This is a genomic window from Ewingella sp. CoE-038-23 (assembly GCF_040419245.1).
In the GTDB taxonomy this organism is placed as follows: Bacteria; Pseudomonadota; Gammaproteobacteria; order Enterobacterales; family Enterobacteriaceae; genus Ewingella; species Ewingella allii.
This window is the reverse complement of sequence record NZ_JAZHOH010000004.1, coordinates 64676-88401: the sequence shown is the minus strand read 5'-3', so window position 1 is coordinate 88401 and position 23726 is coordinate 64676. Positions and strand designations below refer to the sequence as shown.

General features: G+C 55.4%; 24 protein-coding genes. 7 read left to right on the top strand and 17 right to left on the bottom strand.

Annotated features, from left to right (window positions below; genetic code table 11):
• Positions 1-36: 36 nt before the first annotated feature.
• Entirely contained in the window at positions 37-957 is a 921-nt protein-coding gene (locus V2154_RS24600) for a LysR family transcriptional regulator (protein ID WP_353504407.1), read from the bottom strand.
• A gap of 166 nt (positions 958-1123) precedes the next feature.
• On the opposite strand from V2154_RS24600, the gene V2154_RS24595 reads away from it, so the two are divergent.
• Both V2154_RS24595 and V2154_RS24590 read left to right on the top strand, forming a co-directional pair.
• Positions 1124-2338: an MFS transporter gene (locus V2154_RS24595; protein WP_353504406.1), complete on the top strand. Its 1215-nt coding sequence runs from the start codon at positions 1124-1126 to the stop codon at positions 2336-2338.
• Positions 2335-2721, top strand: coding sequence for a carboxymuconolactone decarboxylase family protein (locus tag V2154_RS24590; protein WP_353504405.1), 387 nt, complete (start codon positions 2335-2337; stop codon positions 2719-2721). The genes V2154_RS24595 and V2154_RS24590 overlap by 4 nt, the downstream gene beginning before the upstream one ends.
• A 57-nt stretch (positions 2722-2778) precedes the next feature.
• Here V2154_RS24590 and ugpQ read toward each other — a convergent pair whose 3' ends face one another.
• From ugpQ to V2154_RS24540, 10 genes are all read right to left on the bottom strand, one after another.
• Entirely contained in the window at positions 2779-3519 is a 741-nt protein-coding gene (ugpQ, locus tag V2154_RS24585; RefSeq protein ID WP_353504404.1) for a glycerophosphodiester phosphodiesterase, read from the bottom strand.
• 2 nt (positions 3520-3521) lie between these two features.
• Positions 3522-4595 (bottom strand): sn-glycerol-3-phosphate import ATP-binding protein UgpC, encoded by a 1074-nt coding sequence (locus tag V2154_RS24580; protein ID WP_353504403.1) that lies wholly within the window; start codon positions 4593-4595, stop codon positions 3522-3524.
• 6 nt (positions 4596-4601) lie between these two features.
• Positions 4602-5447, bottom strand: a complete 846-nt coding sequence (gene ugpE, locus V2154_RS24575) for a sn-glycerol-3-phosphate ABC transporter permease UgpE (RefSeq protein WP_034794869.1) — start codon at positions 5445-5447, stop codon at positions 4602-4604.
• A complete protein-coding gene (gene ugpA, locus V2154_RS24570; RefSeq protein ID WP_353504402.1) occupies positions 5444-6331 on the bottom strand; it encodes a sn-glycerol-3-phosphate ABC transporter permease UgpA in 888 nt (295 codons plus the stop codon). The genes ugpE and ugpA overlap by 4 nt, the downstream gene beginning before the upstream one ends.
• A 183-nt stretch (positions 6332-6514) precedes the next feature.
• Entirely contained in the window at positions 6515-7831 is a 1317-nt protein-coding gene (ugpB, locus tag V2154_RS24565; protein WP_185688829.1) for a sn-glycerol-3-phosphate ABC transporter substrate-binding protein UgpB, read from the bottom strand.
• Positions 7832-8151: 320 nt separating this feature from the next.
• A complete protein-coding gene (livF, locus tag V2154_RS24560) occupies positions 8152-8853 on the bottom strand; it encodes a high-affinity branched-chain amino acid ABC transporter ATP-binding protein LivF (protein WP_353504401.1) in 702 nt (233 codons plus the stop codon).
• 13 nt (positions 8854-8866) lie between these two features.
• Positions 8867-9637 carry a high-affinity branched-chain amino acid ABC transporter ATP-binding protein LivG gene (livG, locus tag V2154_RS24555; protein WP_353504400.1) on the bottom strand — a complete coding sequence of 257 codons (771 nt, stop codon included), beginning with the start codon at positions 9635-9637 and terminating at the stop codon, positions 8867-8869.
• Positions 9634-10923, bottom strand: coding sequence for a high-affinity branched-chain amino acid ABC transporter permease LivM (locus V2154_RS24550; RefSeq protein WP_100935238.1), 1290 nt, complete (start codon positions 10921-10923; stop codon positions 9634-9636). The genes livG and V2154_RS24550 overlap by 4 nt, the downstream gene beginning before the upstream one ends.
• A complete protein-coding gene (livH, locus tag V2154_RS24545; protein WP_034794855.1) occupies positions 10920-11846 on the bottom strand; it encodes a high-affinity branched-chain amino acid ABC transporter permease LivH in 927 nt (308 codons plus the stop codon). Before livH ends, V2154_RS24550 begins: the two co-directional genes overlap by 4 nt.
• Positions 11847-11933: 87 nt before the next feature.
• Positions 11934-13049 (bottom strand): branched-chain amino acid ABC transporter substrate-binding protein, encoded by a 1116-nt coding sequence (locus V2154_RS24540; RefSeq protein WP_100935237.1) that lies wholly within the window; start codon positions 13047-13049, stop codon positions 11934-11936.
• Positions 13050-13469: 420 nt separating this feature from the next.
• Between V2154_RS24540 and panM the strand changes: the two genes are divergently transcribed.
• Positions 13470-13853 carry an aspartate 1-decarboxylase autocleavage activator PanM gene (panM, locus tag V2154_RS24535; protein ID WP_353504399.1) on the top strand — a complete coding sequence of 128 codons (384 nt, stop codon included), beginning with the start codon at positions 13470-13472 and terminating at the stop codon, positions 13851-13853.
• A 90-nt stretch (positions 13854-13943) separates the two neighbouring features.
• Here the strand turns inward: panM and rpoH are convergent, their stop codons facing one another.
• The 4 genes from rpoH to ftsY all read right to left on the bottom strand — a co-directional run bounded on the left by rpoH (position 13944) and on the right by ftsY (position 18412).
• On the bottom strand, positions 13944-14801 hold the full coding sequence (gene rpoH / locus V2154_RS24530; RefSeq protein ID WP_353504398.1) for an RNA polymerase sigma factor RpoH: 858 nt from the start codon (positions 14799-14801) through the stop codon (positions 13944-13946).
• Positions 14802-15211: 410 nt separating this feature from the next.
• The gene (gene ftsX, locus V2154_RS24525) at positions 15212-16192 is read right to left on the bottom strand and encodes a permease-like cell division protein FtsX (protein ID WP_353504397.1); all 981 of its coding nucleotides are present in this window, start codon (positions 16190-16192) and stop codon (positions 15212-15214) included.
• Positions 16182-16853, bottom strand: a complete 672-nt coding sequence (ftsE, locus tag V2154_RS24520; RefSeq protein WP_353504396.1) for a cell division ATP-binding protein FtsE — start codon at positions 16851-16853, stop codon at positions 16182-16184. The genes ftsX and ftsE overlap by 11 nt, the downstream gene beginning before the upstream one ends.
• Before the next feature lie 5 nt (positions 16854-16858).
• A complete protein-coding gene (gene ftsY, locus V2154_RS24515; protein ID WP_353504395.1) occupies positions 16859-18412 on the bottom strand; it encodes a signal recognition particle-docking protein FtsY in 1554 nt (517 codons plus the stop codon).
• 225 nt (positions 18413-18637) lie between these two features.
• Here ftsY and rsmD point away from each other — a divergent pair, with 225 nt between their 5' ends.
• Together rsmD and V2154_RS24505 are read left to right on the top strand one after the other, a co-directional pair.
• A complete protein-coding gene (gene rsmD / locus V2154_RS24510; RefSeq protein ID WP_353504394.1) occupies positions 18638-19255 on the top strand; it encodes a 16S rRNA (guanine(966)-N(2))-methyltransferase in 618 nt (205 codons plus the stop codon).
• 1 nt (position 19256) lies between these two features.
• The gene (locus V2154_RS24505; RefSeq protein ID WP_034794836.1) at positions 19257-19535 is read left to right on the top strand and encodes a DUF1145 family protein; all 279 of its coding nucleotides are present in this window, start codon (positions 19257-19259) and stop codon (positions 19533-19535) included.
• Here V2154_RS24505 and V2154_RS24500 read toward each other — a convergent pair whose 3' ends face one another.
• Positions 19536-19919: a DUF2500 domain-containing protein gene (locus V2154_RS24500; RefSeq protein WP_353504393.1), complete on the bottom strand. Its 384-nt coding sequence runs from the start codon at positions 19917-19919 to the stop codon at positions 19536-19538.
• A gap of 194 nt (positions 19920-20113) precedes the next feature.
• On the opposite strand from V2154_RS24500, the gene V2154_RS24495 reads away from it, so the two are divergent.
• Both V2154_RS24495 and V2154_RS24490 read left to right on the top strand, forming a co-directional pair.
• Positions 20114-20740: a lysoplasmalogenase gene (locus V2154_RS24495; protein WP_353504392.1), complete on the top strand. Its 627-nt coding sequence runs from the start codon at positions 20114-20116 to the stop codon at positions 20738-20740.
• Between the two features lie 133 nt (positions 20741-20873).
• On the top strand, positions 20874-23243 hold the full coding sequence (locus tag V2154_RS24490) for a zinc/cadmium/mercury/lead-transporting ATPase (protein WP_353504391.1): 2370 nt from the start codon (positions 20874-20876) through the stop codon (positions 23241-23243).
• 4 nt (positions 23244-23247) lie between these two features.
• Here the strand turns inward: V2154_RS24490 and tusA are convergent, their stop codons facing one another.
• Positions 23248-23505 (bottom strand): sulfurtransferase TusA, encoded by a 258-nt coding sequence (gene tusA, locus V2154_RS24485; protein WP_100935231.1) that lies wholly within the window; start codon positions 23503-23505, stop codon positions 23248-23250.
• Between the last annotated feature and the right edge of the window lie 221 nt (positions 23506-23726).

Sequence of the window (23726 nt, the reverse complement as noted above, 5' to 3'; positions counted from 1 at the left end):
TTTTAAATTATTAAGGCGCGGCTTCCGCGCCTTTTGTTATTTTTTAATATCCTTTTTTTCTGGTAAGAATACGTTCACCGCCTCCAGCACATGTTCCCGCTGCTCATTTTTCCGCGTCGCCAAATAGACATCAATATTCAGCTGGCTCGAAGTCTGCTCATCCAGTTTGCGATAACACAGCCCTTCTCTGGTCGATAAACACATGGATTGTGGCATCAGCGCCATACCGTTTCCCCGCGCCACGTTGGCCAAAGTCAGCAATGAATCCTCGGACTCTGGTTTGAACTGCAAAGCAAAAGGCAGCGCGTTAAACACCTGCTCGCATTTGTCGTAAAAACTCGGATTTGCACTGCGCGAAAACCAAAACAGGGCTAAGTCGGCGACGTCCTTCAGCGACACCCGCTCCTGAATACTTGCCGGGTGCGATGAAGGCAAAGCCAGCATCAGCGGCTCCTGGTGCAGCCAGAAGAAGTCGAACTCGTCGTCATGCCCCGAGGACTTTTCTCCCGTAAAGACAATGTCCAGACTCTGGCTATCGAGCATTTTCAACAGCTGGCGAGAATTCAGATGGTAAGAGAGTACCTCGTCGATATTCATCAGGGCGGCCAGATGCGCATGAATCGAGGGGATGAGGGTGAAATCCAGCGCGCGGGTCACGCCCACTCTGAGCTTTTCACTTTCTACTTTGATCTCTTTTACCAAACGTGAAAGTTGTTCAATCAAAGGTTTAGCTTGACGCTGCAACTGCTTACCGGCCTCGGTTAGCTGCACCTGATGGGTATTGCGGATAAACAGCGGCTGACCAAGAAGGGCTTCGAGGGTCTGAATCTGCCGGGTCAGCGGCGGCTGGCTCATTTTCATCTGCTCGGCGGCACGGCGAAAATTCAATTCATGCGCCACGGCGATAAAGCACTGTAACTGCTTAATCGTAGGCAGATTTACGCTGAAATCATTCACGTGCAACTCCCGCTGTTATTCACTGAGACCCAATGTCCCCAAATTAGCACTTGTCTCGCCCTTGGTGATACCTAATTGATATTACAAAACTAACAATTCTCTAAAAAATCACGCTGCGTATGGTGGGAGGTGAAGATTATTGGTTTCTCAGCATCCAAGGAACATCATGAAAACCTCTCAAGATACTCACCCGTCTCTGGGCATAAAAACGTGGCTGGCGCTGCTTATCCTCGCCATCTCCGCCTTCACTATTGTTACTACTGAATTGGCCCCTATTGGGCTTTTAACGCCTATGGCGCGAGGCTTACAGCAATCAGAATCCATGATTGGGCTAACCGTGACGCTGTTCGCGTGGGTGGGGGCCATCAGTGCCCTGCTGTCATCGATTTTTCTCGGAAATTTTCCAAAGAAAAGGCTGCTGCTGATTCTTATGTCGGTGATGTTTATCTCCAACAGCCTGTGCGCCACGGTAGATAGTTACTCGTGGCTGCTGGTCGCGCGAGTCATTGGCGCACTGGCCCACGGCGCGTTTTGGGCGATGATTGGCGCGACGACGGTCGCGATGGTGCCCGCCAGCTATATCGGCGTCGCTACCTCCGTGGTATTTGGCGGCGTGTCGGCCGCCAGCGTGTTCGGCGTCCCCTTGTCGAACTATATCGGGCTTAACTTCGGTTGGCGTCCGGCATTTTGGATGATGTCATCACTGAGCATCGTGGCTTATCTGGGTATCGCGCTGATGGTGCCACAAGTCAAAAGCGCCAGCACATTAGGGCTTGAAGCCATGCGCCGCGTGCTGCGTTCAAGCACCTTATGGAAAATCTATGCCGCAACGCTGCTGGCCATTACCGCGCACTTTGCCGCTTTTACCTTTATCGAGCCTTGGCTTCAGGGCCTACACGCTCTCTCTTCCCGCCTGATCCCGCTCATGCTGCTGATGTTTGGCGTCGCGGGGCTGGCTGGCAATTTCATCACCGGCATCTTCATCGACAAATGGCTTAAGCCCTTGGTTTCACTCTCTATCGTGATGATTACAGCCACGCTTCTCGTGCTCGGGTTATGGGGAGCCGCGCTGACGGGTAGCCAGATCATGGCGCTGATTGTGGTGTGGGGATTGGCCGTATCGGGAATTTTTGTCGGTTTCCAAACTTGGGTATTACGCACCGCCGCCGAGAACGCTTTCCCCGCCACGGCTATTTACGTCTCCTGCTTTAACGCCGCCATCGGCTGTGGCGCGCTGGTCGGCGCATGGCTGGTTGCTGCGATGAGTATTCCCGTCTTGATGAGCATCGCTGGCGTGGCTATGGGCCTGTCATTGCTGCTGGTCGCCATTATCCCCGTTAACACCCGTAACATTTCCCACTTATCAGGAGAAGCAGCATGAAATCAGGTAACGAACTCACCGAGTATGGCCGTGCGATTATGGAAAAACTGGAGCCGGGTTTGGCAGACGCCGTGAGTGCGCGTTTGTGCGAGCTGGACCCCGACCTGCCGCGCCTGATCACTGACTACGCCTTTGGCGCGGTGGTCGGACGGCCGGGCATTGATTTGAAAACGCGCGAGATGCTGACCGTGGCGTCGCTGATCACGCTAGGCCATGCCCAGCCTCAACTGGAGCTGCACATGCGCTGCGCGATGAATGTTGGCGTGACCAAGGAGGAGTTGCTGGAGATCGTGATTCAGATGGCAATTTACGCCGGAGTGCCCGCCTGCATGAATGCGATCACCGCTTATCGTGCCGCACTGGCGCAGTCTCAAGCCCGCTAATAAAATGAAAAAGGGGATATCAGCAGTGCAGATATCCCCTCTTTTCGAACTCAATTTTTACGCAAAATCTGGGCCGATATCGTCAATAGCATCAGTACAGATGCAGTCAACGCCCCATGCCAGCAGGGTGCGGGCGCTTTGTGGCGAGTTAACGGTGTACACCAGAATGTGCAAACCGGCGTCTTTCAAGGCTTTCACCCGCGCTTCGGTCAGCTCTTTATGGTTGATATGCAGGGAAACGCATTCCAGTTGGTCAGTCAGCGTTTTCCAGTCATCACGCCACTCGTCGAGCAGTAAACCGCGCGGCAGCTCGGGAACGGCCTGCTTGGCCGCCAGCAGAGCGTCGAACTCGAAAGAAGAGAGCAGCGGCGGCGCAGGGTGGTCGCGCCATAGCTCTTTGGCCGCCAGCGCCACTTTGCTCCCCGTCTCGGTATTCGTGCCGGTCGTCGGTTTAATCTCAATGTTCGCCATCATGTTGTGGCGCGCGCAGCGCTCGGCCACTTCGGCCAACAGCGGCAGTTTTTCACCTTTGAACGCCGCGCCGTACCAGTCACCGGCGTCCAGTTGGCGCAATTTGTCCCAGCTCAGCTCACCCGCCACGCCCCAGCCGTTGCTGGTGCGGTTCAGTGTGTCGTCGTGCAACAGGAAAATTTCGCCGTCCTGCGCCAGCTTGGCGTCGAACTCAATCATGGTGTGGCCGTACTTGGCGCCGACATCAATGGCAGCAAGGGTGTTTTCCGGGGCCAAAGAACCACCGCCCCGATGCGCCACAATCCGTGGATAAGGCCAAACTGTCATGTTTACTCCATTCTTAAACCGCTGTTTGAATCGAAAAAGTGTAACGCGTTCGTCGGCAAAACCAAACGCAACTGCGTGCCCGGCTCAGGGCAAACTTCGTGATTAAGACGCACCACCACCCCCGCACCGGCCCATTTGCCGTGCGCCAGGTTGTCAGCGCCGAGCAGTTCCAACGTGTTGAGGTTCATTGGAATACCGGCCTGCGGGTCGTCAGTCAGCTGAATATGCTCCGGTCGAATACCCACCGTCAACTCTCGTCCGCCCCACTCCGGGCGCGGCTGGCTGAGGGGCAGCTCGAAACCGCCCTCCATCACCAGCGAACTGCCGTTGCTGGCTAGCGTGCCCGGCAGCAGGTTCATGGCCGGGGAGCCAATGAAGCTGGCAACAAATAGCGTTGCCGGGCGGCGATAAACTTCTGACGGCGTACCAATCTGCTCGGCAATACCTTTGTTCATCACGATCACCCGCTCGGCCAGCGTCATGGCCTCAACCTGATCGTGGGTCACGTACAAGCTGGTAGTGCGCAGGCGGCGGTGCAGCTGTTGCAGCTCGAGACGCATCTGCACGCGCAGCTTGGCGTCAAGGTTCGACAGCGGTTCGTCGAACAGGAAGACCGCCGGTTCACGCACGATGGCACGACCCATGGCGACGCGCTGACGCTGGCCGCCGGAGAGTTCGCGCGGCTTGCGTTTTAGCAACGGGCCAAGCTCCAGAATACGCGCCGCTTCTTCAACTCGCGCCTGAATCTGCGCCTTGCCGAAGCCGCGAATTTTCAGGCCATAGGCCATGTTGTCATACACGCTCATGTGCGGGTAAAGCGCGTAGTTCTGGAACACCATCGCGATGCCGCGATCTTTGGGTTCCAGCTCGGTAACGCGCTGATCATTAATATAAATATCGCCGCTGGTGGTGCGTTCTAAACCGGCTACCATGCGCAATAGAGTAGATTTCCCACAGCCCGACGGACCGACCATCACGATGAATTCGCCATCGGCGACGTTCAGGTCGATGCTTTTAATAATCTGATTTTTACCGTCGTAGGACTTAGTGACTGCCTGTAGTTTTAAATTTGCCATGTCGTATTACTTCTCACTGTCTACCAGACCGCGCACAAACCAGCGCTGCATCAGGAGCACCACCGCAAGCGGGGGCAATAAAGTCAAAATCATCGCTGCCATGACCTGATTCCACTGGGTGGAACCGTCGCCGGAAGAGATCATGCTTTTAATTCCCGCCACCGCCGTGCCCATCGAGGCGTCGCTGGTGATGAGGATCGGCCACAAATACTGGTTCCAGCCGTAGATAAAGGTGATAACGAACAGCGCCGCCAGATTGGTTTTCGATAACGGCAGGACGATGTCCCAGAAAAAGCGCATGGCGCTCGCGCCGTCGATACGCGCGGCTTCCAGCAGTTCGTCCGGCAAGGTCATAAAGAACTGGCGGAACAGGAAGGTGGCGGTGGCCGAGGCCATCAGGGGCAGCGTCAGGCCGGTGTAGCTGTCCATCATGTTCAGGTTGGAAATCACCTGAATAGTCGGGAAGATACGCACTTCTACCGGCAGCATCAGCGTCAAGAAAATCAGCCAGAAGAATAGGTTACGCAGCGGGAAACGGAAGTAGACGATGGCGTAAGCCGACAGCATCGACACCGAAATCTTACCGATAGTGATGACCATCGCCATGATAAAGCTGTTCACCAGCATGCGACCAAAGGCCGGGCTGCCGTCGCCCACGCCCTGCGTCCAGATAGTGCGGATGTTGTCCCACAGGTGTGAACCCGGAATGAGCGACATCGGCACTTCAAAAATCTGTTTGTTATCCAGCGTTGCCGCGACAAAAGCCACGTACAGCGGGAACAGGATCACCAGCACGCCGAGGATAAGCATGGTGTGGCTGAAAATATCCAGCCCTCTACGGTTCTCAATCATTGGTAACGCACCTTACGCTCGACAAAGCGGAACTGAATAAACGTCAGGCCGCATACCAGCACCATCAACACCACTGACTGCGCGGCGGAGCTGGAGAGATCCAGACCGGCGAAACCTTCGCGGTAAACCTTATAAATCAGGGTGGTAGTGGCCTGAACCGGGCCGCCCGCGGTCGCCGCATCAATCACCGGGAAGGTGTCGAAGAAGGCGTAAACCAAGTTAACCACCAGCAGGAAGAAGCTCACTGGCGAAATCAGCGGCAGCACCAGATTGAAGAAGCGGCGCACCGGGCCCGCGCCGTCAATGGCGGCGGCTTCAACCAGAGATTTAGGGATAGATTGCAGCGCGGCGAGGAAGAACAGGAAGTTGTAGCTGACCTGCTTCCAGACCGAGGCCAACACCACCAAGAACATCGCCTGTCCGCTGTTCTGCGCGTGGTTCCAGTCATAGCCGATTGACCCAAGGAAGTGGGTGATAAGGCCGAGGCCGGGGCTAAACAGGAACATCCAGAGCACGGCGGCCACGGCGGGCGCGACGGCGTACGGCAGGATCATTAGCGTCTGGTAAATGCGGCTAGCGCGCACCACGTGGTCCACCAGCGCGGCAAAAAATAGCGAAACAGCAAGACCGATAAACGCCACGAGGAAACTGAATTTCAGCGTGGTGTAGAAAGAGTCGAGGTAGTAGGAGTCATGAAACAGCTGTTTGAAGTTGCTCAGTCCGACAAACTCACTCGATAAACCGAAAGGATCCAGCGTTTGCACCGAATACCACAAGGCTTGACCGGCAGGCCATAAAAAGAAAATCACGGTGATCAGCAGTTGCGGCAACACCAGCGCGTAAGGCAGCCAGCTACAACCAAAACCGGGGCGATGTGAACTCATAGTGGGTTACTCGTTAAAGCGAAAAGACAAGAGATAGAATCGAAGAAAGGCAACTCGGTACGAGGCGTAGCGAGCAAAGCCAGACTGGGTGCGGACAGCGCGCAGAAACCACAGTGGACATTGAGTCCATGAGGATTTCGAGCACTGCCCAATCCCAGACTGGCGAAGCGCAGTAGCCGATAGTTACTTAGTGGAAGCTTCGAAGCGACGCAATAACAGATTACCGCGCTCTACAGCTGAATCCAGAGCCTGCTGAGCCGTCTTCTTGCCGCTCCACACGCTTTCCAACTCTTCGTCTACGATGGTACGAATCTGTGGCATGTTGCCCAGACGCAGACCTTTAGTGAACGGCAATGGTGGCTTGTTCAGCATCTGGCGAGTCGCTACGTCAGAACCTGGGTTCTTCTCGTAGAAGCCTTGTTGCTTAGTCAGCTCATAAGCCGCGGTCGTCACTGGCAGGTAACCGGTTTTCTGGTGCCATTCAGCGGCGATAGCCGGAGTAGTCAGGAATTGCAGGAACTCAGCAACGCCTTTGTAAGTTTCTTTATCTTTACCGTTCATCACCCACAGGCTTGCGCCGCCGATGATGGCGTTCTGTGGCGCATCTTTCACGTCTGCGTCGTAAGGCATCATGCCCACGCCGTAGTTGAATTTAGCGTACTGACGGATGTCAGCCAGTGAACCTGAAGACGCGGTGGTCATCGCGCAGTCACCGTTGTAGAACTTGGCGGTGGACTCGTCTTTACGACCCAAGTAGGTGAAATCACCCTTCTTGTTCATGTCTTCCAGCATCTGGATGTGCTTGACCTGCAACGGTTTGTTGAATTCCAGAACCGCGTCAGTGCCATCGAAACCGTTGTTTTTGGTGGCGATTGGCAGAGCATGCCATGCGCTAAAGTTCTCAATCTGAATCCAACCCTGCCAGCCGCTGGCGTAGCCACATTTCACGCCTGACTGACGCAGCTTCTCAGTGTAAGCCGCCATGTCCTGCCAAGTTTTTGGCGGTTGATCAGGGTTCAGGCCAGCCTTCTTAAAGGCGTCTTTGTTGTAGTACAGCACCGGCGTGGAGCTGTTGAAAGGCTGTGACAGCAGGCGCCCTTTAGAATCCGAGTAATAGCCCGAGACAGTCGGAACGAACTGGGAAACGTCTTCTTTGATGCCCGCGTCGGAAAAGACTTCGTAGACCGGCTTGATCGCTTTACTCGCCATCATGGTCGCCGTGCCTACTTCATAAACTTGCAGAATGGCTGGCGCTTTGCCGCTACGGTAAGCCGCGATGCCTGCTGCCAGACTTTCATCATACTTGCCTTTGTAAACCGGCACGATTTTGACGTCAGGATGAGCCTGATTAAAACGGTCGGCCAGAGAGTTCACCTCTTTGCCCAACTCGCCGTCCATTGAGTGCCAGAAAGGTATTTCCGTTACCGCCATCGCCTGGGTGCTGAACGCGAATGCCAGTGCAATGCAAAGTGTCGTTTTTGTAACAGCGTGCTTAAGCATGCTTGTCTCCTGAAGAGGGCTGTGTAGTGACGGTGTCGTAAGGATCTTCTTATTCGGGAGCTAACATGACATGCATAAATGACAGAAAAATAATGATTTGGTTACAGGCAGGTGACAGCAGAGTTACGAAAGAGAGAAAAATAAAAGTAAAAAGGACATCCGAAGATGTCCTTAAGATTTAAGCCTTCTACCACTTACCCAAAATCATTTGCGTTGCATCCAGGCGGCAACTGAATGAATCCCCAGGAGCTTACACAGGTAAGTGACTGGGGTGAATGAAGGCAGCCAACGCAGAGGCAGCGTGAAGGATGCAGGGTAAGCTAAGCGCCGAGATAGGCAGAGCGTACAGCTTCGTTGGCTAATAGAGCTGCGCCACTGTCCTCCAGCACCACGTGGCCGTTTTCCAGCACGTAGCCACGGTCCGCCAGCTTCAAGGCCTGATTGGCGTTTTGCTCGACCAGGAAGATAGTCATCCCCTCTTCACGCAGCTGTTGGATAGTGTCGAAAATCTGCTGAATGATAATTGGTGCTAAACCTAGCGAAGGCTCGTCGAGCAGCAGCAGGCGCGGCTGGCTCATCAATGCCCGGCCAATCGCCAGCATCTGCTGTTCCCCGCCGGACATGGTGCCGGAACGCTGAGCGCGACGCTCTTTCAAACGTGGGAACAGCTCGAACACGCGCTGGAGGCGCTGCTGATACTGGTCGCGGGTGGCAAAGAAGCCGCCCATCGCCAGATTCTCCTCTACCGTCATGCGCGAAAACACCCGACGCCCTTCCGGCACGATGGCGATATCGCCACGCATGATTTTGGCGGTCGGCCACTGGGTGATGTCCTGACCTTCAAAAACAATAGAGCCATGGCTGGCGCGAGGCTCGCCGCACAGGCTACCCAGCAGCGTGGTTTTGCCCGCGCCGTTGGCCCCGATAAGGGTAACAATTTCACCCTTATTGATGTGCAGGCTGACTTCGTGCAGCGCCTGAATTTTGCCGTAATGGGCGGATACCTGATTAAATGACAACATCGCGTTCTGCCCCTTACCCTTCGCCCAAGTACGCACGAATGACGTCTGGGTTATTACGAATTTCTGCCGGAGTGCCCTGTGCCAGCGGCGTTCCCTGATTCACCACATAGATGCGGTCCGAAATGCCCATCACCAGCTTCATGTCATGTTCGATCAATAAAACTGACACATTGTGCTGGTTACGCAGCTCGGCGATCAGCTGGTTTAGCTCTTCCGTTTCGCGCGGGTTAAGCCCGGCGGCGGGTTCGTCGAGCATCAGGATTTCAGGGCGCGTCACCATACAACGGACGATTTCCAGACGGCGCTGCTGGCCGTAAGCCAGATTCCCCGCCTGACGGTTTGCCAGTTCGAGCAAGCCGACGCGCTCCAGCCAGTCTGCGGCGCGGTCCAAGGCTTCTGCCTCGGCTTTACGAAAGCCCGGCGTCTTAAACAGGCCAGCCAGCATGCCGCTTTTAAGGTGTTGATGCTGGGCTACCAGCAGGTTTTCAATCACGGTCATTTCGCGGAACAGGCGCACATGCTGGAAGGTTCGCACCACGCCCATGCGGGCAATCTTCTGGCCCGGCAAACCCTCGAGATGCTGGTCGCGCAGCTTGATGGTGCCGCCGCTTGGCTTATAAAAACCGGTCAGGCAGTTAAACACCGTGGTTTTACCGGCGCCGTTGGGGCCAATCAGCGAGACGATTTCGCCCTGATTGAGGTTTAACGCCACGTTGTTCACCGCCAGCAGGCCGCCAAAACGCATCATCAAACCTTCTACTGACAAGAGAGGTTGCCTACTCATGCTTGCTCTCCTTTGTCGGCGATTTGTCTTTTAGACAATTTTAATTTCAACTGTGGGCGTTTCATCGGCAACAGGCCCTGTGGACGCCAGATCATCATCAGAACCATCAATGCACCGAGCAGCAACATGCTGTATTCATTCAAATCACGCATCAGTTCGCGCGACACCACCAGCAAAATCGCCGCCAGAATAACCGCAAACTGCGAGCCCATACCGCCCAATACCACGATTGCCAGCACGAAGGCGGACTCGACGAAGGTGAAGGATTCCGGGCTGACGAAGCCCTGACGCGCGGCGAACAGCGTCCCGGCGAAACCGGCAAACGCGGCGCTGATAGTAAAGGCGGTGAGCTTGATGCGCGTCGGGTTAAGGCCCAGCGAGCGGCAGGCGATTTCATCTTCACGCAGGGCTTCCCACGCGCGGCCCAGCGGCATGCGCAGCAGGCGGTTGATGACGAACAGGGTCAAGACCACCAACAGCAGCGCCACCATATATAAGAAGATGATGCGATCGCTCGGGTCATAGGCCACGCCAAAGAAGTTACTGAAGGTGTCCCAGCCGCCGTCGCGCGGGGTGCGGCTAAATTCCAGACCAAACAGCGTCGGTTTTGGAATTTGGCTAATGCCGTTCGGCCCGCCGGTGATCGAGGTGTTGTTCAGCAGCAGAATACGGACAATTTCCCCAAAGCCGAGGGTGACGATCGCCAGATAGTCGCCGCGCAGCCTGAGCACCGGGAAGCCAAGCAGGAAGCCAAAGGCGGCAGAAACCAGACCGGCCAGTGGTAACGCTTCCCAAAAACCGATGCCGTAATAGTGATTCAGCAGCGCGTAGGTGTAGGCACCGATGGCGTAAAAACCGCCGTAGCCCAGCACCAGCAGGCCAGACAGGCCAACCACCACGTTCAGCCCAAGGCCAAGCATGATGTAGATCAGGGTCAGGGTGGCGATGTCCACCGTGCCGCGTGAGACAATAAAAGGCCACGCGATAGCGGCAATAATCAGCACCAGCGCCAGCAGTTTCTGCTTCGGCGTTGAACCATCAAAGCTCGGCAGGACAAAGCTTGGGCCAGAAATTTTCTTCAGGCCGCTGCTCATTAACGGGCGGAACAGCTGGAAGACGAACACCACGGCGCAGCCGATGGCAATCCACGTCCAGCGCACTTCGCCTGCGCCGTTCACCACCAGCTTGGTGCCATCAAGGCTCAGTTGCAGCCCCATGATAAAGGAGGCTAAAACCAGTAAAACGAAGGCGGAGAGCAGCGCGTTAAACAGGTTGAGATGCTTCATACTTTCTCAACCTCCGGGCGACCCAAGATGCCAGTTGGCAACACCAGCAACACCACGATCAGCAGGGCAAACGACACCACGTCTTTATATTCGGTGCTGAGATAGGCCGAGGTCAGGGCTTCGGCTACGCCTAAAATCAGGCCGCCAATCATCGCGCCCGGAATGCTGCCGATGCCACCGAGAACCGCCGCGGTGAAGGCTTTCATCCCCGCCATAAAGCCAATGTACGGGTTAATCACGCCGTAGAATTGCCCCAGCAGCACGCCCGCCACCGCCGCCATTAATGCGCCGATAACGAAGGTCAGGGAGATCACGCGGTCAGTGCTAATGCCCAGCAGGCTGGCCATTTTCAAATCTTCGGCGCAGGCGCGACAGGCGCGACCCATGCGGGAATAGCGGATAAACAGCGTCAGGGCCAGCATGGCGACAAAAGTCACAATCCAGATGATGAGCTGCATGGTGCTGATAGTCGCGGCAAAGCCGTTGGCGACGCCAAGCGTCCACTGGCCCGTCACCAGGCTTGGCAGCGCGAGGTCGCGCGAGCCTTGGGTCAGGCTGACGTAGTTTTGCAGGAATATCGACATCCCGATGGCGGAGATCAGCGCAATCAGGCGTTTAGAATTTCGCACTGGCTTATAGGCCACGCGCTCAATGCTCCAGCCGTAGGCACTGGAGATCACAATCGCGGCGATGAATCCGGCGCCGATCAGCAACCAGCTGGCGTCGATCCCCATCATCATTAACGCGGCGATGACAATAAAAGAGACATAGCTGCCGATCATATACACCTCGCCGTGGGCGAAGTTGATCATGCCGATAATGCCGTAAACCATGGTGTAGCCAATGGCGATCAGCGCATAGGTGCTGCCCAACGTCACGCCGTTGAACATCTGCTGAATGAAATATAGGAACTGCTCTGACATACCCTATCCTTTTACTTCAAGGGTTTGATAACTGGTGCAACTCCCTCCCCTTTTCAGAAGAGGGAGGGAAGAACCACTTTGCTGCGGTTATGGTTTAATTGGGGTAGAAGTACCGTCTTTGTGCCACTCGAAAATACCGAACTCGAAGCCTTTCAGGTCGCCCTTCTCATCCCAGCTCAGTGGGCCCATCACGGTGTCCACCGATTGAGACTTCAGGTTTTTGGCGATGTCAGCCGGTTCCATACTTCCGCTGCGTTCCATACCGGTCGTCAGAGCTTGCAGCGCAGCGTAAGTGGTCCAGACGAATGGGCCAGTTGGGTCCAGTTTCTTGGCTTTCAGCGCATCAACGATTGGCTGGTTAGCAGGAACCTGATCATAACGTTTTGGCAGAGTCACCAGCATGCCTTCGGAAGCATCACCGGCGATGTTGGACAGGGAAGAGTTACCCACGCCTTCCGGACCCATGAATTTCGCATTCAGACCGGCTTGTTTTGACTGACGCAGGATCTGGCCCATTTCCGGGTAGTAACCGCCGAAGTAAACGAAATCGACGTTCTCTTTCTTCAGACGCGCCACCAGCGTGGAGAAGTCTTTGTCGCCTGCGGTGATACCTTCGAACAGCACCACGTTACCGCCGTTTTTCTTCAGGCTATCCTGCACGGAGCGCGCCAGACCTTCGCCGTACTGCTGCTTGTCATGAACCACGGCAATGCGCTGTGGCTTGATAGTATTGAGGATGTATTTCGCCGCCGTAGGGCCCTGATCGGAGTCCAAACCGGTAGTGCGCATAATCAGCTTGTAGCCACGGGTGGTCAGGTCAGCGTTGGTCGCGGCAGGGGTGATCATCAGCACGCCCTCATCTTCATAAATGTCAGAAGCGGGCTGAGTAGAAGAAGAGCACAGGTGGCCGATAACATAACGGATACCGTCGTTAATCACTTTGTTGGCCACCGCCACGGCTTGTTTCGGGTCACAGGCATCGTCGTATTCCACGCCAACCAGTTTGTCACCCTTGATGCCGCCTTTAGCATTGATATCAGCGATAGCTTGTTTTGCGCCGGTGAACTCCATGTCGCCGTATTGCGCTACCGGGCCTGACATGGCGCCGACGATGGCGACTTTGATGTCTTTCGCCACGGCGGCTTGGCTCATTGCCAATGCGATACAGCCGGCCAGCAATACTTTTCCTGATTTCATATTCATCCTGATACCCCATCTAATGATTTGTGATGTGTGTTTGTTGTGTTGTTTTGGCATTTCTCGCCTGCTTAAAATATCGTCACTTAAGAAATTTGTTATAAGTTATAATACGTTAGCGGCTTATCGGGTCTTATTTTCAAATAAGACTTTATTTTTCATGCCATTAAACAGGAATATTCTGCTGCAAATCAAATGTCACAATCAGAAACAAGAGGTGTAAACAGAATTTTATTTGGGTATAAATGCGGCTATGGCCAACGACTACAGCGGTTAACGCTGCCTTTACTGATTAAAGCCAACATTTATCGCTTATAGTTGGATCGCCGAAAAAGTTTTTGCTCTGTTACTGTACAAAAAAAGTTACGCGCCCCGCTGGCGGTCAATCCGCTATAATGTGCGCCTGTTTATCTGCCTGTTCGCCTCATGAAATTAACCATTCAAAAACTCGATTCGCTTAGTGCGCAAGACTTGATAGATCTGGCAAAAATCTGGCCGGAGCATTCTCCTGCCGAGTGGCAAAGCTGGCTCAGTGGGAACCGCGCCCTGTTCGCTGCAAAATTTAACGAGCGTCTGTTGGCGGCGGTTAAAGTCAGCCTGACAGGCGAAAGTGCTGAACTGCAGGATTTGCTGGTGCGCGAAGTGACCCGTCGCCGCGGCGTGGGTTTATATCTGGTAGAGGATACGCTGGCGCAGATGCCGGAAATCACCCACTGGACGATGAAAGCCGAAGCTGACCCAGTCCTCGATGCCTTTATGCTGGCCTGTAAATTCCATAAAACCGCCGATGGCTGGGAATGGAATCGCTAAACGGCTTGAACGCTGAAATTTAGGCATAAAAAAAGCGACCCGCAGGTCGCTTTTTCTTTATTTGCTGAAGTACAGCGGCTGAAGAGCTGCTTAGGCTTCAATCGCCAAACGCAGTTTCTTCATCGCGTTCTTCTCAAGCTGACGAACACGCTCTGCGGAAACGCCGTACTTGTCGGCCAGCTCCTGCAAAGTGGTTTTGTTGTCGTCATCTAACCAGCGGGCGCGGATGATGTCCTGGCTACGCTCGTCCAAACCTTCCATTGCATAGCTCAGTTTGTCGGTCGCGTCGCGATCCCAGTTATCTTCCTCGATACTTTCTGCAAAGTCTGAACTCTTATCTTGCAGATAAAGCATCGGCGCCATCGCGGCACCGTCGCGTGGTTCATCGTCCGGAGTCGGGTCAAACGTCATGTCCTGTGCGGCCATGCGAGATTCCATTTCCAGAACGTCTTTGCTGGTGACACCCAGCTCGCGAGCAACGTGCTCCACTTCGTCATGGCTGAACCAGCCCAGACGCTGTTTGTTTTTACGCAGGTTGAAGAACAACTTGCGCTGCGCCTTAGTGGTAGCGACTTTCACGATACGCCAGTTACGCAGCACGTATTCGTGAATCTCTGCTTTGATCCAGTGCACCGCGAAGGAGACCAGACGCACGCCCACTTCTGGGTTAAAGCGGCGAACCGCTTTCATCAGGCCGATATTACCTTCTTGGATAAGGTCAGCCTGTGGCAGACCGTAGCCTGAATAGTTGCGGGCGATGTGAGCAACAAAGCGCAGGTGAGACAGGATCAGATGTTTCGCTGCTTCCAGATCACCATCGTAATGCAGCCGTTCAGCCAGCGCCCGTTCTTCCTCTGCGGTGAGCATAGGATAAGTATTGGCGGCCCGAATATAGGCTTCCAGACTACCTTGGGGAACTAATGCTAAAGTTTGCATTTCTTTTGTCATTCAAAGCCTCTCATGTATGACGTTATGCAGGTTTTATACTGCGTTGCTGCGGAGTGAATACCGCATTGCCCTAACGGCGTACTAACAAAAACAACGCAGAGCCCTTCATATTTACTGCTTTTCTGAATACTGCTTTTCTCACTCATCTTTGCTGCATGTCTGGTGAGAGTCAGTGCGCCCATTCACCGCCAGCAGGTAAATTTTTACCACACTCTAAGACCGCGAATTGCACGTAAAGTTCCTAATCTGCGCAATTGCAGCTTAGCGACTTTATGTGACGAACTGGCTACCGGATAGGGAATTCGTGCTTTCAGGGAGGAAGAGATGTAAGACAAGATGTTGGAACGCTAAATCAGCTCTTCCCCTGCACAGGATCCTTTGCAGCAGGAGAAGAGTATACCAAAAAATCGCTATTGTGGTGTAAATCGCCGTAAATGTTGTACGGTTGCCAGCCAGGCTGCGATCCAGCCAATCATCGCGGAAATCAGCAGTAATAGCAGGCTTTCATCCCACGCGAGACCGTGCAGGTCAAAGGTGGTGCCGAACACTTTCGCCACCTGCGTCACCACGCTTTCTAAGCGCAAGACTAAGGCTTCGGAAAGGATCAGTGACAGCAAGGCACCACAGAAACCAAGCATCGCGCCGCCGTTAAGGAAAGGCCGCAGGATAAAGCCGTCGGTCGCGCCGATGAGCTTCATCACGTTAATGGTGTCGCGGCGGCTAAAGATGCTTAACCGCACGCTGTTACCGATAACCAAGAACACCGCGACAATCATCAGCACGCCAATCATCGCCGCCACCTGCCCGACGAGGCCAGTGAGCGCCGCCAGCCTTGCGAACCAGCTGTCATCCATTCGCACTTCATCGACCCCCTGCACGGCCGCCACGCGGTCGCGTAAGGTATTGAGCGTGTTGGAGTCCTGGAAATTCATCTTCGGCGTAATGATCGCCACGGCGGGCAGTGGATTCTGCTCCAGCATGTCCATCGCGCCGCCAAAGCCAGACCAGTTGCGGAACTCGCCCATGGCTTCGTCGCGTGACAAGTAGTTGACCTTGTCGACACCCGCCTCGGCTTTCAATGCCTTAATGACATTTTCGGCCGCGTTGTCATCCAGCGCTTTGTCTAGGTAAACCGTCAGCTGTGGTGTCGGATACCACTGCTCGGCGGCGGTACTGACGTTTTTCCACACCAAATAACAGACGCTCGGCAGAGTCAGGGAAATTGCGATAACCATGATAGTCAGCAAGGTCGCCAGAGGCTGACGCATCATGTCGGCCAAGGCGTTCATCCACGCGTAGCGCCACTGCTCACGCCAGCCGCCCTGTAGGGCTTTGCTTTTCGCGACGCGCGCGCTTTTGGCTGTTTTGGTCGGCTTAGGGCTATTGGCCATAATGCGAGCCTCCCGCCATACGCCCCTGACTCAGGGTCAGTGTACGGTAGTTACGACGGGCAATCAGTGCCATATCATGAGTTGCCATTAAAACGGTCACGCCTACACGGTTGAATTCTTCAAACAAACGCAAAATGCCTTCCGAAAGCGCATCATCAAGGTTACCGGTCGGTTCATCCGCCAGTAATACCGCAGGTTTATTCACCACGGCGCGAGCGATGCCGACACGCTGCTGTTCACCACCGGAGAGTTGAATCGGGAAGCTCTTCGCTTTGTCGAGCAGCCCCACTTTGTCCAGAGCGGCGGAGACGCGGCGGCGAATATCTTCACTGCTGGCCCCGGCGATGATCAGCGGCATCGCCACGTTGTCATACACCGTGCGGTCCATCAGCAGGTGGTGGTCCTGGAAAATCATGCCAATCTGGCGGCGCAAAAACGGCACTTCGCTGGCTTTCAGGCGGCTGATGTCGTGACCGCCAAACAAAATGTGTCCGGCACTTGGGCGTTCAATCCCACATATCAATTTCAGCAGGGTACTTTTACCCGCGCCGGAATGACCTGTCAGGAAAGCCATCTCAGCTTGCTGGATGTGAAAATCGACGCCTTGCAGCGCCTGTCGCCCGCCTAGATAAGCTTTACTGACCTGTTCAAAGCGAATCATCCGTATTAATCCTCTCGGGCAAAAAGTGCCTCAATAAAATCGTCAGCCTTAAATGGCCGTAAATCTTCGATGCCTTCACCTACCCCGATGTAACGGATAGGAATTTCAAACTGGTCGGCGATGGCGAAGATAACCCCACCTTTGGCAGTACCGTCCAGTTTAGTCAAAGTAATACCGGTCAGACCCACGGCTTCATTGAATAATTTTGCCTGACTTACCGCATTCTGGCCGGTGCTGGCATCGAGCGTCAGCATAACCTCATGAGGGGCGTCTTCGTCCAGTTTTTTCATGACGCGGACAATCTTCTTCAGCTCTTCCATCAGGTGCGATTTATTCTGCAAACGCCCGGCGGTGTCGGCGATCAACACGTCGATGCCACGGGCCTTGGCGGCCTGAATGGCGTCGAAAATTACCGAGGCGGAATCTGCACCAGTATGCTGGGCAATCACCGGGATCTTGTTGCGCTGTCCCCACACTTGCAGCTGTTCTACTGCCGCCGCGCGGAAGGTATCGCCCGCCGCCAGCATCACCGATTTGCCTTCGGCTTCAAACTGGCGCGCCAATTTACCGATAGTGGTCGTCTTACCCACGCCGTTTACGCCAACCATCAGAATGACATACGGGCTTTTGCCACTGACATCCAGCGGTTGATCGACTTTGGCCAGAATTTCGGACATTTCTTCCTTCAGCTTGCCGTACAGCGCGTCCGCGTCTTTCAACTGCTTGCGGCTAGCGTGTTCGGTCAGCGAAGTGATGATTTTACGGGTGGTTTCGACGCCCACGTCGGCAACGATCAGCTGCTCTTCCAGCTCCTCGAACAGATCGTCATCGATCTTCTTGCCGCGGAACAGGCTGATAAAGCCTGAGCCAAGATTTTGCTTAGTTTTAACCAGACTGCGCTTAAGGCGGGCGAAGAAGCCCTCTTTGGTCGGGCGATCTTGCTCAGTTTCGCTGGCTGGCAGGGTGATGATAGGTTCCAGCGCGACAGGCAGCGGCTCTTCTTCCGCCAACTCTTTGGCAATGATGGCATCGTCGATGGTGTCGAGGTCGTCCTGATGCTGGTCAGCGGCGATTTCCTCAGCGGATTCAACGAACTCGTCTTCCACCAGTTCTTCATGCTGCTCGACGGCAACCTGCTCGGTGACGGCAACAATCTCTTCTGCCAACTCTTCAGCGGCTAAATCTTTAGCCACTGCTTCTTCGGCAGACAGTTCATCAAGCACCGGCTCGGCAGGAAGTTCATGCACGGGTTCATAGATAGGTTCGATTTCCACCGCGGCTTCGGCGCTGGTGGTGGTGTCCCACTCGCCGGGGCGATCCTCGACCGGAACCCCGGGAGCTTCGACTTGTTGAGTCTCTTGCGGATGGGCTTCTACAGGGTGAGCGTCATCTTGCAGAAGTTCTTTTTGCGGCAAGCTGTCTGACGAAGGGGATTCAACAACCGGCTCTGGCTGTTCAATGTGAGCTTCTTGTTCCTGCGCTTCGGTTTTTTGCTGCTCTTCTTCCTGACGGCCACGCCCAAACCAGGAGAAAAAACCGCGTTTTTTATCTTTTGCCATTTTACAACTTCACTCCTCGCCGTTAATTCAGGGCGAACGGATTGTTAATAGGATAATGCCTTGCAGTCTATCACTTTCCACCCGCCCCCTACACACCCGCGTATTGATTTACGGAGAGTATTCAATCAGGAATGTTAAATGTTTCCCCAACGGCGGCACACCAGTAGAATAGCGGCAACTGATTTACCAGCGCGCTGCACAGGCGGCGTAATATTGAAGTGAAATATGGCGAAAAAACCTAATACCGCCGCCGCAGGTCAAATTCGACTGATTGGCGGCCAGTGGCGCGGACGAAAATTGCCGGTGCCGAACAGCCCCGGCCTGCGCCCGACCACCGATCGCGTGCGCGAAACCTTATTTAACTGGCTGGCGCCGATGATTCAGGGAGCACGCTGTCTGGACTGCTTCGCGGGCAGCGGCGCGCTGGGTATCGAAGCCCTCTCCCGCTATGCCGGCAGCGCCACCCTGCTGGAGTTCGAACGCCCGGTTGCTCAGCAGTTGGAGAAAAACCTGGCGGTGCTCAATGCCAAAAACGCCACGGTGATGAACACCAACGCGCTAAGTTGGCTGGCCAAGAACGGCACGCCCTTTGATATCGTGTTTATCGACCCGCCTTTCCGCAAAGGCATTTTGCTAGAAACGCTGACTTTGCTGGAACAGCAGGGCTGGCTGGCTGACGAAGCCTGGATTTATGTCGAAGCGGAAGTCGAGCACGGCGCAATCCCAGTGCCTGCGGGCTGGCGTCTGCATCGTGAAAAAGTCGCCGGGCAAGTGGCTTACCGTTTGTACCATCGAGATATAGCGCCGAACGCTGGCGAAGAAGATTCTGAACAGGAGCAGTAATATGTTAATTAACGTGGGTCGCTTGTTGATGCTGTGCATCTGGGCATTTTTGCTGATGAATATCATTCATCCGTTTCCAAAACCGATGAAGTATTTCCTCGACGTCGCCATGGTGTTCATGTTCTTCATGCACGGCCTGCAAATCATGCTGCTCAAAGCCACTCAGGGTAAAGATCAGAACAAGATTGGTGGCTGGCTCCAGCTGCGCATCTTCCTGTTTGGCGTGTTCGAGCTGCTGGCGTGGCAGAAAAAGCAGCCGCCGCTGCCGCCGAAGAAGTAATTATTTCAACAGGTTATCGCTTTGCGTGCCATCCTCGGCGGTAAAAGCGATAAACCTTGTGCCTTTTACCTGCAAGACGCCCTTCTGGCCCTTCGCCAAGCCGTCGTACTCTTTCATTTCGATTTTTAACTTTATCTCACTGCCGCCGGTCAGGGGCTTAAAGTAAGCTTCATAGTTGCGGTCTTCCACTGGAATCTCCTCCCGCTGGCGCGAGCGACGATTGGGGGAGAGATAGTCCCGCTTGGCCGACACTTCCACGGCAATCTCTTTGAGCGGAGCCGCGTCGTTATCCGCATTTTCGCGGCGCTGGTGCAGGTATTGGCGGGTGGCAAAAAAGGCAATCACCACCAAAACCAGCAGGAAAATCATCGGCGGTTTGCTCATGGTTCAGGTTTCTTCTCTGATGATGGGAACAGTTATTTTGCGTCACTTTAGCGGCAAATGCAGGGCAATTGCACTAATGCAGGGTGGATTCTGATTGTCGGCGAGGCGCGCAGTCTCCTACACTGAAATCAACACAGGACGGTTTCCTGACAGGCAGCTGTTTGCCTAGGTTTTATTTTAAATAAGGATAAACAATGAGTTGGCCATTTCTTGCCGTATTTTTCTCTGGCTGGTTATACGTGGATGCCAGCTACCGTGGGCCGCGCTGGCAGCGCTGGCTGTTCAAACCCGTCACCTTATTACTGCTGCTGCTTTTAGCCTGGCAAGCGCCGGAGCTGAATGTTTACAGCTATCTGATTTTACTGGGTCTGGCGGCGACGCTGGTGGCAGACGGCCTGTTGCTGCTGCCGGAGGAGCGATTCCTCTACGCCATCGGCGCCTTCTTCCTGTCGCATCTGCTCTATACCCTGAGCTTTGCCAGCCAGATGACGCTGACCTTTTTCTGGCCGCTGCCGCTGGCGCTGATTGTGATTGGCGCGGTACTGCTGGCGGTGATCTGGTCGCGGCTGGCGGAACTGCGCTGGGCGGTGTCCACTTACATCGGCATGACGCTGCTGATGGTGTGGCTGGCGGGTGAGCAGTATTTCGCGCGCAGTACCGATCTGGCTTTCTCCCTGCTGTGCGGCACCCTGCTGCTGTTACTTGGCAACGTGTTCTGGCTGGTGAGCCGCTATCGCTTCAAGTTTAAAGCGGCAGCCGCGCTGGTGGCAGCCTGCTATTTCGGCGGCCACTTCCTGATTGTTCGCTCGCTCTACCTCTAATCTTCTGCGCGGAGCCGCCCGGCTCCGCCATTTCACGTCTCCCATAACGTCCTGTGCTATTTTTCCTTGACCTTGGAGTTGACTCCAAGGATTAGACTGTCGGCAATCCCACTCTGTTTCGACAGGAGGCAGTATGTTACAGCCACAAAAACACGCCACCAGCCGCTGCGGCTGCGCGTCAGACAAATGCGCCAAGCCAACCATGCTGCGCATTAATAAAATCAGTGAAAAGGCCCACAGCGAGCCGCATCCGGCTACCTGTTGCAGTGATAAAGCGCCGCTCGCGGCGTCAGCTTGCTGCGCATCCGACAGTTGTGCGACACAACCCAGTGAGCACTCATCAACTTCTACAGAAGACGACGGCGGTGGTTCGGCCGACGAAGAGAGCGATCCCAGCGAGCTTGGCCAGCAATTAAGCTGGAAAGTGTCCGGCATGGACTGCCCCGCCTGCGCCCGCACCATTGAAACCGCGGTGGGTAAAATCACCGGCGTAAATAGCGTTAAGGTGCAGTTCTCCACCGAGAAACTGCTGGTGAACGCCGCCACAGACATCTCCCCGCAGGTCCAACAAGCCGTGACGGGTGCCGGTTTCACCCTGCAATCCCTGAATTCGCAGTCTGCGTCGGCACAGGTCGCGCCGGAGAAAACCCCTTCTTTCCTGCAAGAGTATGCACCGCTGCTGGCGTTAATCGCCCTGATGGCGGTGAGCTGGGTGCTGAGCAAAGTCAGCCCGCGCCTGGGAGAAATTGCCTTTATCGCTACCACGCTGGTCGGCCTGTGGCCGGTGCTGCGTCAGGCGATTCGCTCTACCCGCTCCGGTTCGCCATTTACCATTGAAACCCTGATGAGCGTCGCCGCGCTCGGCGCACTGTTTATCGGCGCGACGGCGGAAGCCGCGATGGTCCTGCTGCTGTTTATGATTGGCGAGCGGCTGGAAGGGTTCGCCGCAAATCGCGCGCGCAGCGGCGTGAAGTCGCTGATGGCGCTGATCCCCGATAGCGCGGTGAAAGTGGTCGCAGGCAAACCTGTCAGCGTGGCGGTGAGCGACCTGCGCCCCGGCGATGTGATTGAAGTCGCCGCCGGCGGGCGTTTGCCAACCGACGCCCTGCTGCTCGACAGCGCGGCCAGCTTTGATGAAAGCGCCCTGACCGGTGAGTCCGTCCCAGTCGAACGCCAGCCCGGCGAGAAGATCCCCGCCGGTAGCCTGTGCGTGGACCGCGTTGCAAGGCTGAGCGTGGCGTCAGCGCCGGGAGCCAGCGCCATTGACCGGATTCTGCAATTGATTGAAGAAGCCGACGAGCGCCGCGCGCCCATCGAACGCTTCCTCGACACCTTCAGCCGTTACTACACGCCAGCCATCATGCTGATGTCGCTGCTGGTGATTTTGATCCCGCCGCTGGCGATGGGCCTGCCTTGGGAAACCTGGATTTATCGCGGCCTGACGCTGCTATTGATTGGTTGCCCGTGCGCGCTGGTGATCTCCACTCCGGCGGCCATTACCTCCGGGCTGGCGGCGGCCACCCGACAGGGTGCGCTGATTAAAGGCGGCGCGGCGCTGGAGCAGTTAGCCGTAATTCAAACCGTGGCGCTGGATAAAACCGGCACCCTGACCGAAGGTAAGCCAGAAGTCACCGACGTTCAGACGTTCGATGGCGCGAGCGATAACGAGATGCTGAGCCTGGCGGCGGCGGTGGAAGCGGGTTCGCATCACCCTCTGGCGCTGGCCATCATCAACCGCGCGGCTCGGGAAAACCCTCTGCCACTCAATGCGCAAGATCGCCGCGCCTTAGCGGGTTCTGGCGTCGAAGGGGTGGTGTCCGGCAAGAAGATTCAGGTATTAGCGCCGAAGCATCTGGCGAGTGAAAATGTCACTGAGGAGCGCCTGAGCCAAATCGCCGAATGGGAATCTGCCGGTAAAACAGTGGTTGCCGTGCTGCAAGATGGCAAGGCCATCGGCCTGATCGCCATGCAGGACAAGCTGCGCGACGACGCCGTGAGCGCGCTGGCCGAGCTGAAAGCGCTAGGAGTTTCTGCCGTCATGCTGACCGGCGATAACCCCCGCGCCGCCAAAACCATTGCTGATCGGCTGGGCATTGATTACCGCGCCGGGCTGCTGCCGGCGGATAAAGTCGAGGCCGTGACCGCGCTGAACGCTAAACATCCAACGGCGATGGTGGGTGACGGTATCAATGACGCGCCGGCCATGAAGGCGGCGCGGATTGGGATTGCCATGGGCAGTGGGACGGACGTAGCGCTGGAAACGGCAGATGCCGCACTGACCCACAATCGCCTGAACGGTCTGGCGGAGATGATTAAGCTGTCGCGCGCCACCCGCGCCAATATCCGCCAGAACATCACTATTGCTCTGGGCCTGAAGGCGATTTTCCTGGTGACGACGCTGATGGGGCTAACCGGGCTGTGGCTGGCGGTGCTGGCTGACTCAGGGGCAACCGCGCTGGTCACCGCCAACGCGTTGCGCCTGCTGCGCAAGAAGAAACAGTAAGCAGTTACTCCGGCTGGAGAAGCCCTTTCGCCAGCAAATAGCGGTACGGCAGCTGTTCAGTGTCGGCCGCTAGCAACGTATGTTCCATAAAACGGCAGAAACCCGGAATGTCGCGGGTGGTGGCGGGGTCATCCGCAATCACCAGCAGGGTTTCGCCATCTTTCATGCCACGCACCGTTTTACGCACCATCATCACGGGCTCGGGGCAGCGCAAACCTAAGGCATCTAACTGGTGGTCAGGGTTCAAAAAGGGATCATTCATGGTCTGTCTCACGTCGTAGGCCCGGCTAACATCGCCGCGCTTTGAAGGATGACGAGTATACGCCGCAGATTTTCAGGAGCAACCTGCGCCAACGATTGCGCTAAAATTAACCATTGCATTACCCGTCTAAACAGTTAACATGCGCGCCGCGCGCTTGATTGTTAGTTCACCCTAAGAGTGAATTCACAGAAAGAGTCGCGCACTTAAATCGATAAACATTG

Bases quoted from the DNA above. Each gene is read 5' to 3' on its own strand.
- V2154_RS24595 (WP_353504406.1), top strand. From the start codon at position 1,124: ATGAAAACCTCTCAAGATACTCACCCGTCTCTGGGCATAAAAACGTGG.
- V2154_RS24590 (WP_353504405.1), top strand. From the start codon at position 2,335: ATGAAATCAGGTAACGAACTCACCGAGTATGGCCGTGCGATTATGGAA.
- ugpQ (WP_353504404.1), bottom strand. From the start codon at position 3,519: ATGACAGTTTGGCCTTATCCACGGATTGTGGCGCATCGGGGCGGTGGT.
- V2154_RS24580 (WP_353504403.1), bottom strand. From the start codon at position 4,595: ATGGCAAATTTAAAACTACAGGCAGTCACTAAGTCCTACGACGGTAAA.
- ugpE (WP_034794869.1), bottom strand. From the start codon at position 5,447: ATGATTGAGAACCGTAGAGGGCTGGATATTTTCAGCCACACCATGCTT.
- ugpA (WP_353504402.1), bottom strand. From the start codon at position 6,331: ATGAGTTCACATCGCCCCGGTTTTGGTTGTAGCTGGCTGCCTTACGCG.
- ugpB (WP_185688829.1), bottom strand. From the start codon at position 7,831: ATGCTTAAGCACGCTGTTACAAAAACGACACTTTGCATTGCACTGGCA.
- livF (WP_353504401.1), bottom strand. From the start codon at position 8,853: ATGTTGTCATTTAATCAGGTATCCGCCCATTACGGCAAAATTCAGGCG.
- livG (WP_353504400.1), bottom strand. From the start codon at position 9,637: ATGAGTAGGCAACCTCTCTTGTCAGTAGAAGGTTTGATGATGCGTTTT.
- V2154_RS24550 (WP_100935238.1), bottom strand. From the start codon at position 10,923: ATGAAGCATCTCAACCTGTTTAACGCGCTGCTCTCCGCCTTCGTTTTA.
- livH (WP_034794855.1), bottom strand. From the start codon at position 11,846: ATGTCAGAGCAGTTCCTATATTTCATTCAGCAGATGTTCAACGGCGTG.
- V2154_RS24540 (WP_100935237.1), bottom strand. From the start codon at position 13,049: ATGAATATGAAATCAGGAAAAGTATTGCTGGCCGGCTGTATCGCATTG.
- panM (WP_353504399.1), top strand. From the start codon at position 13,470: ATGAAATTAACCATTCAAAAACTCGATTCGCTTAGTGCGCAAGACTTG.
- rpoH (WP_353504398.1), bottom strand. From the start codon at position 14,801: ATGACAAAAGAAATGCAAACTTTAGCATTAGTTCCCCAAGGTAGTCTG.
- ftsX (WP_353504397.1), bottom strand. From the start codon at position 16,192: ATGGCCAATAGCCCTAAGCCGACCAAAACAGCCAAAAGCGCGCGCGTC.
- ftsE (WP_353504396.1), bottom strand. From the start codon at position 16,853: ATGATTCGCTTTGAACAGGTCAGTAAAGCTTATCTAGGCGGGCGACAG.
- ftsY (WP_353504395.1), bottom strand. From the start codon at position 18,412: ATGGCAAAAGATAAAAAACGCGGTTTTTTCTCCTGGTTTGGGCGTGGC.
- rsmD (WP_353504394.1), top strand. From the start codon at position 18,638: ATGGCGAAAAAACCTAATACCGCCGCCGCAGGTCAAATTCGACTGATT.
- V2154_RS24505 (WP_034794836.1), top strand. From the start codon at position 19,257: ATGTTAATTAACGTGGGTCGCTTGTTGATGCTGTGCATCTGGGCATTT.
- V2154_RS24500 (WP_353504393.1), bottom strand. From the start codon at position 19,919: ATGAGCAAACCGCCGATGATTTTCCTGCTGGTTTTGGTGGTGATTGCC.
- V2154_RS24495 (WP_353504392.1), top strand. From the start codon at position 20,114: ATGAGTTGGCCATTTCTTGCCGTATTTTTCTCTGGCTGGTTATACGTG.
- V2154_RS24490 (WP_353504391.1), top strand. From the start codon at position 20,874: ATGTTACAGCCACAAAAACACGCCACCAGCCGCTGCGGCTGCGCGTCA.
- tusA (WP_100935231.1), bottom strand. From the start codon at position 23,505: ATGAATGATCCCTTTTTGAACCCTGACCACCAGTTAGATGCCTTAGGT.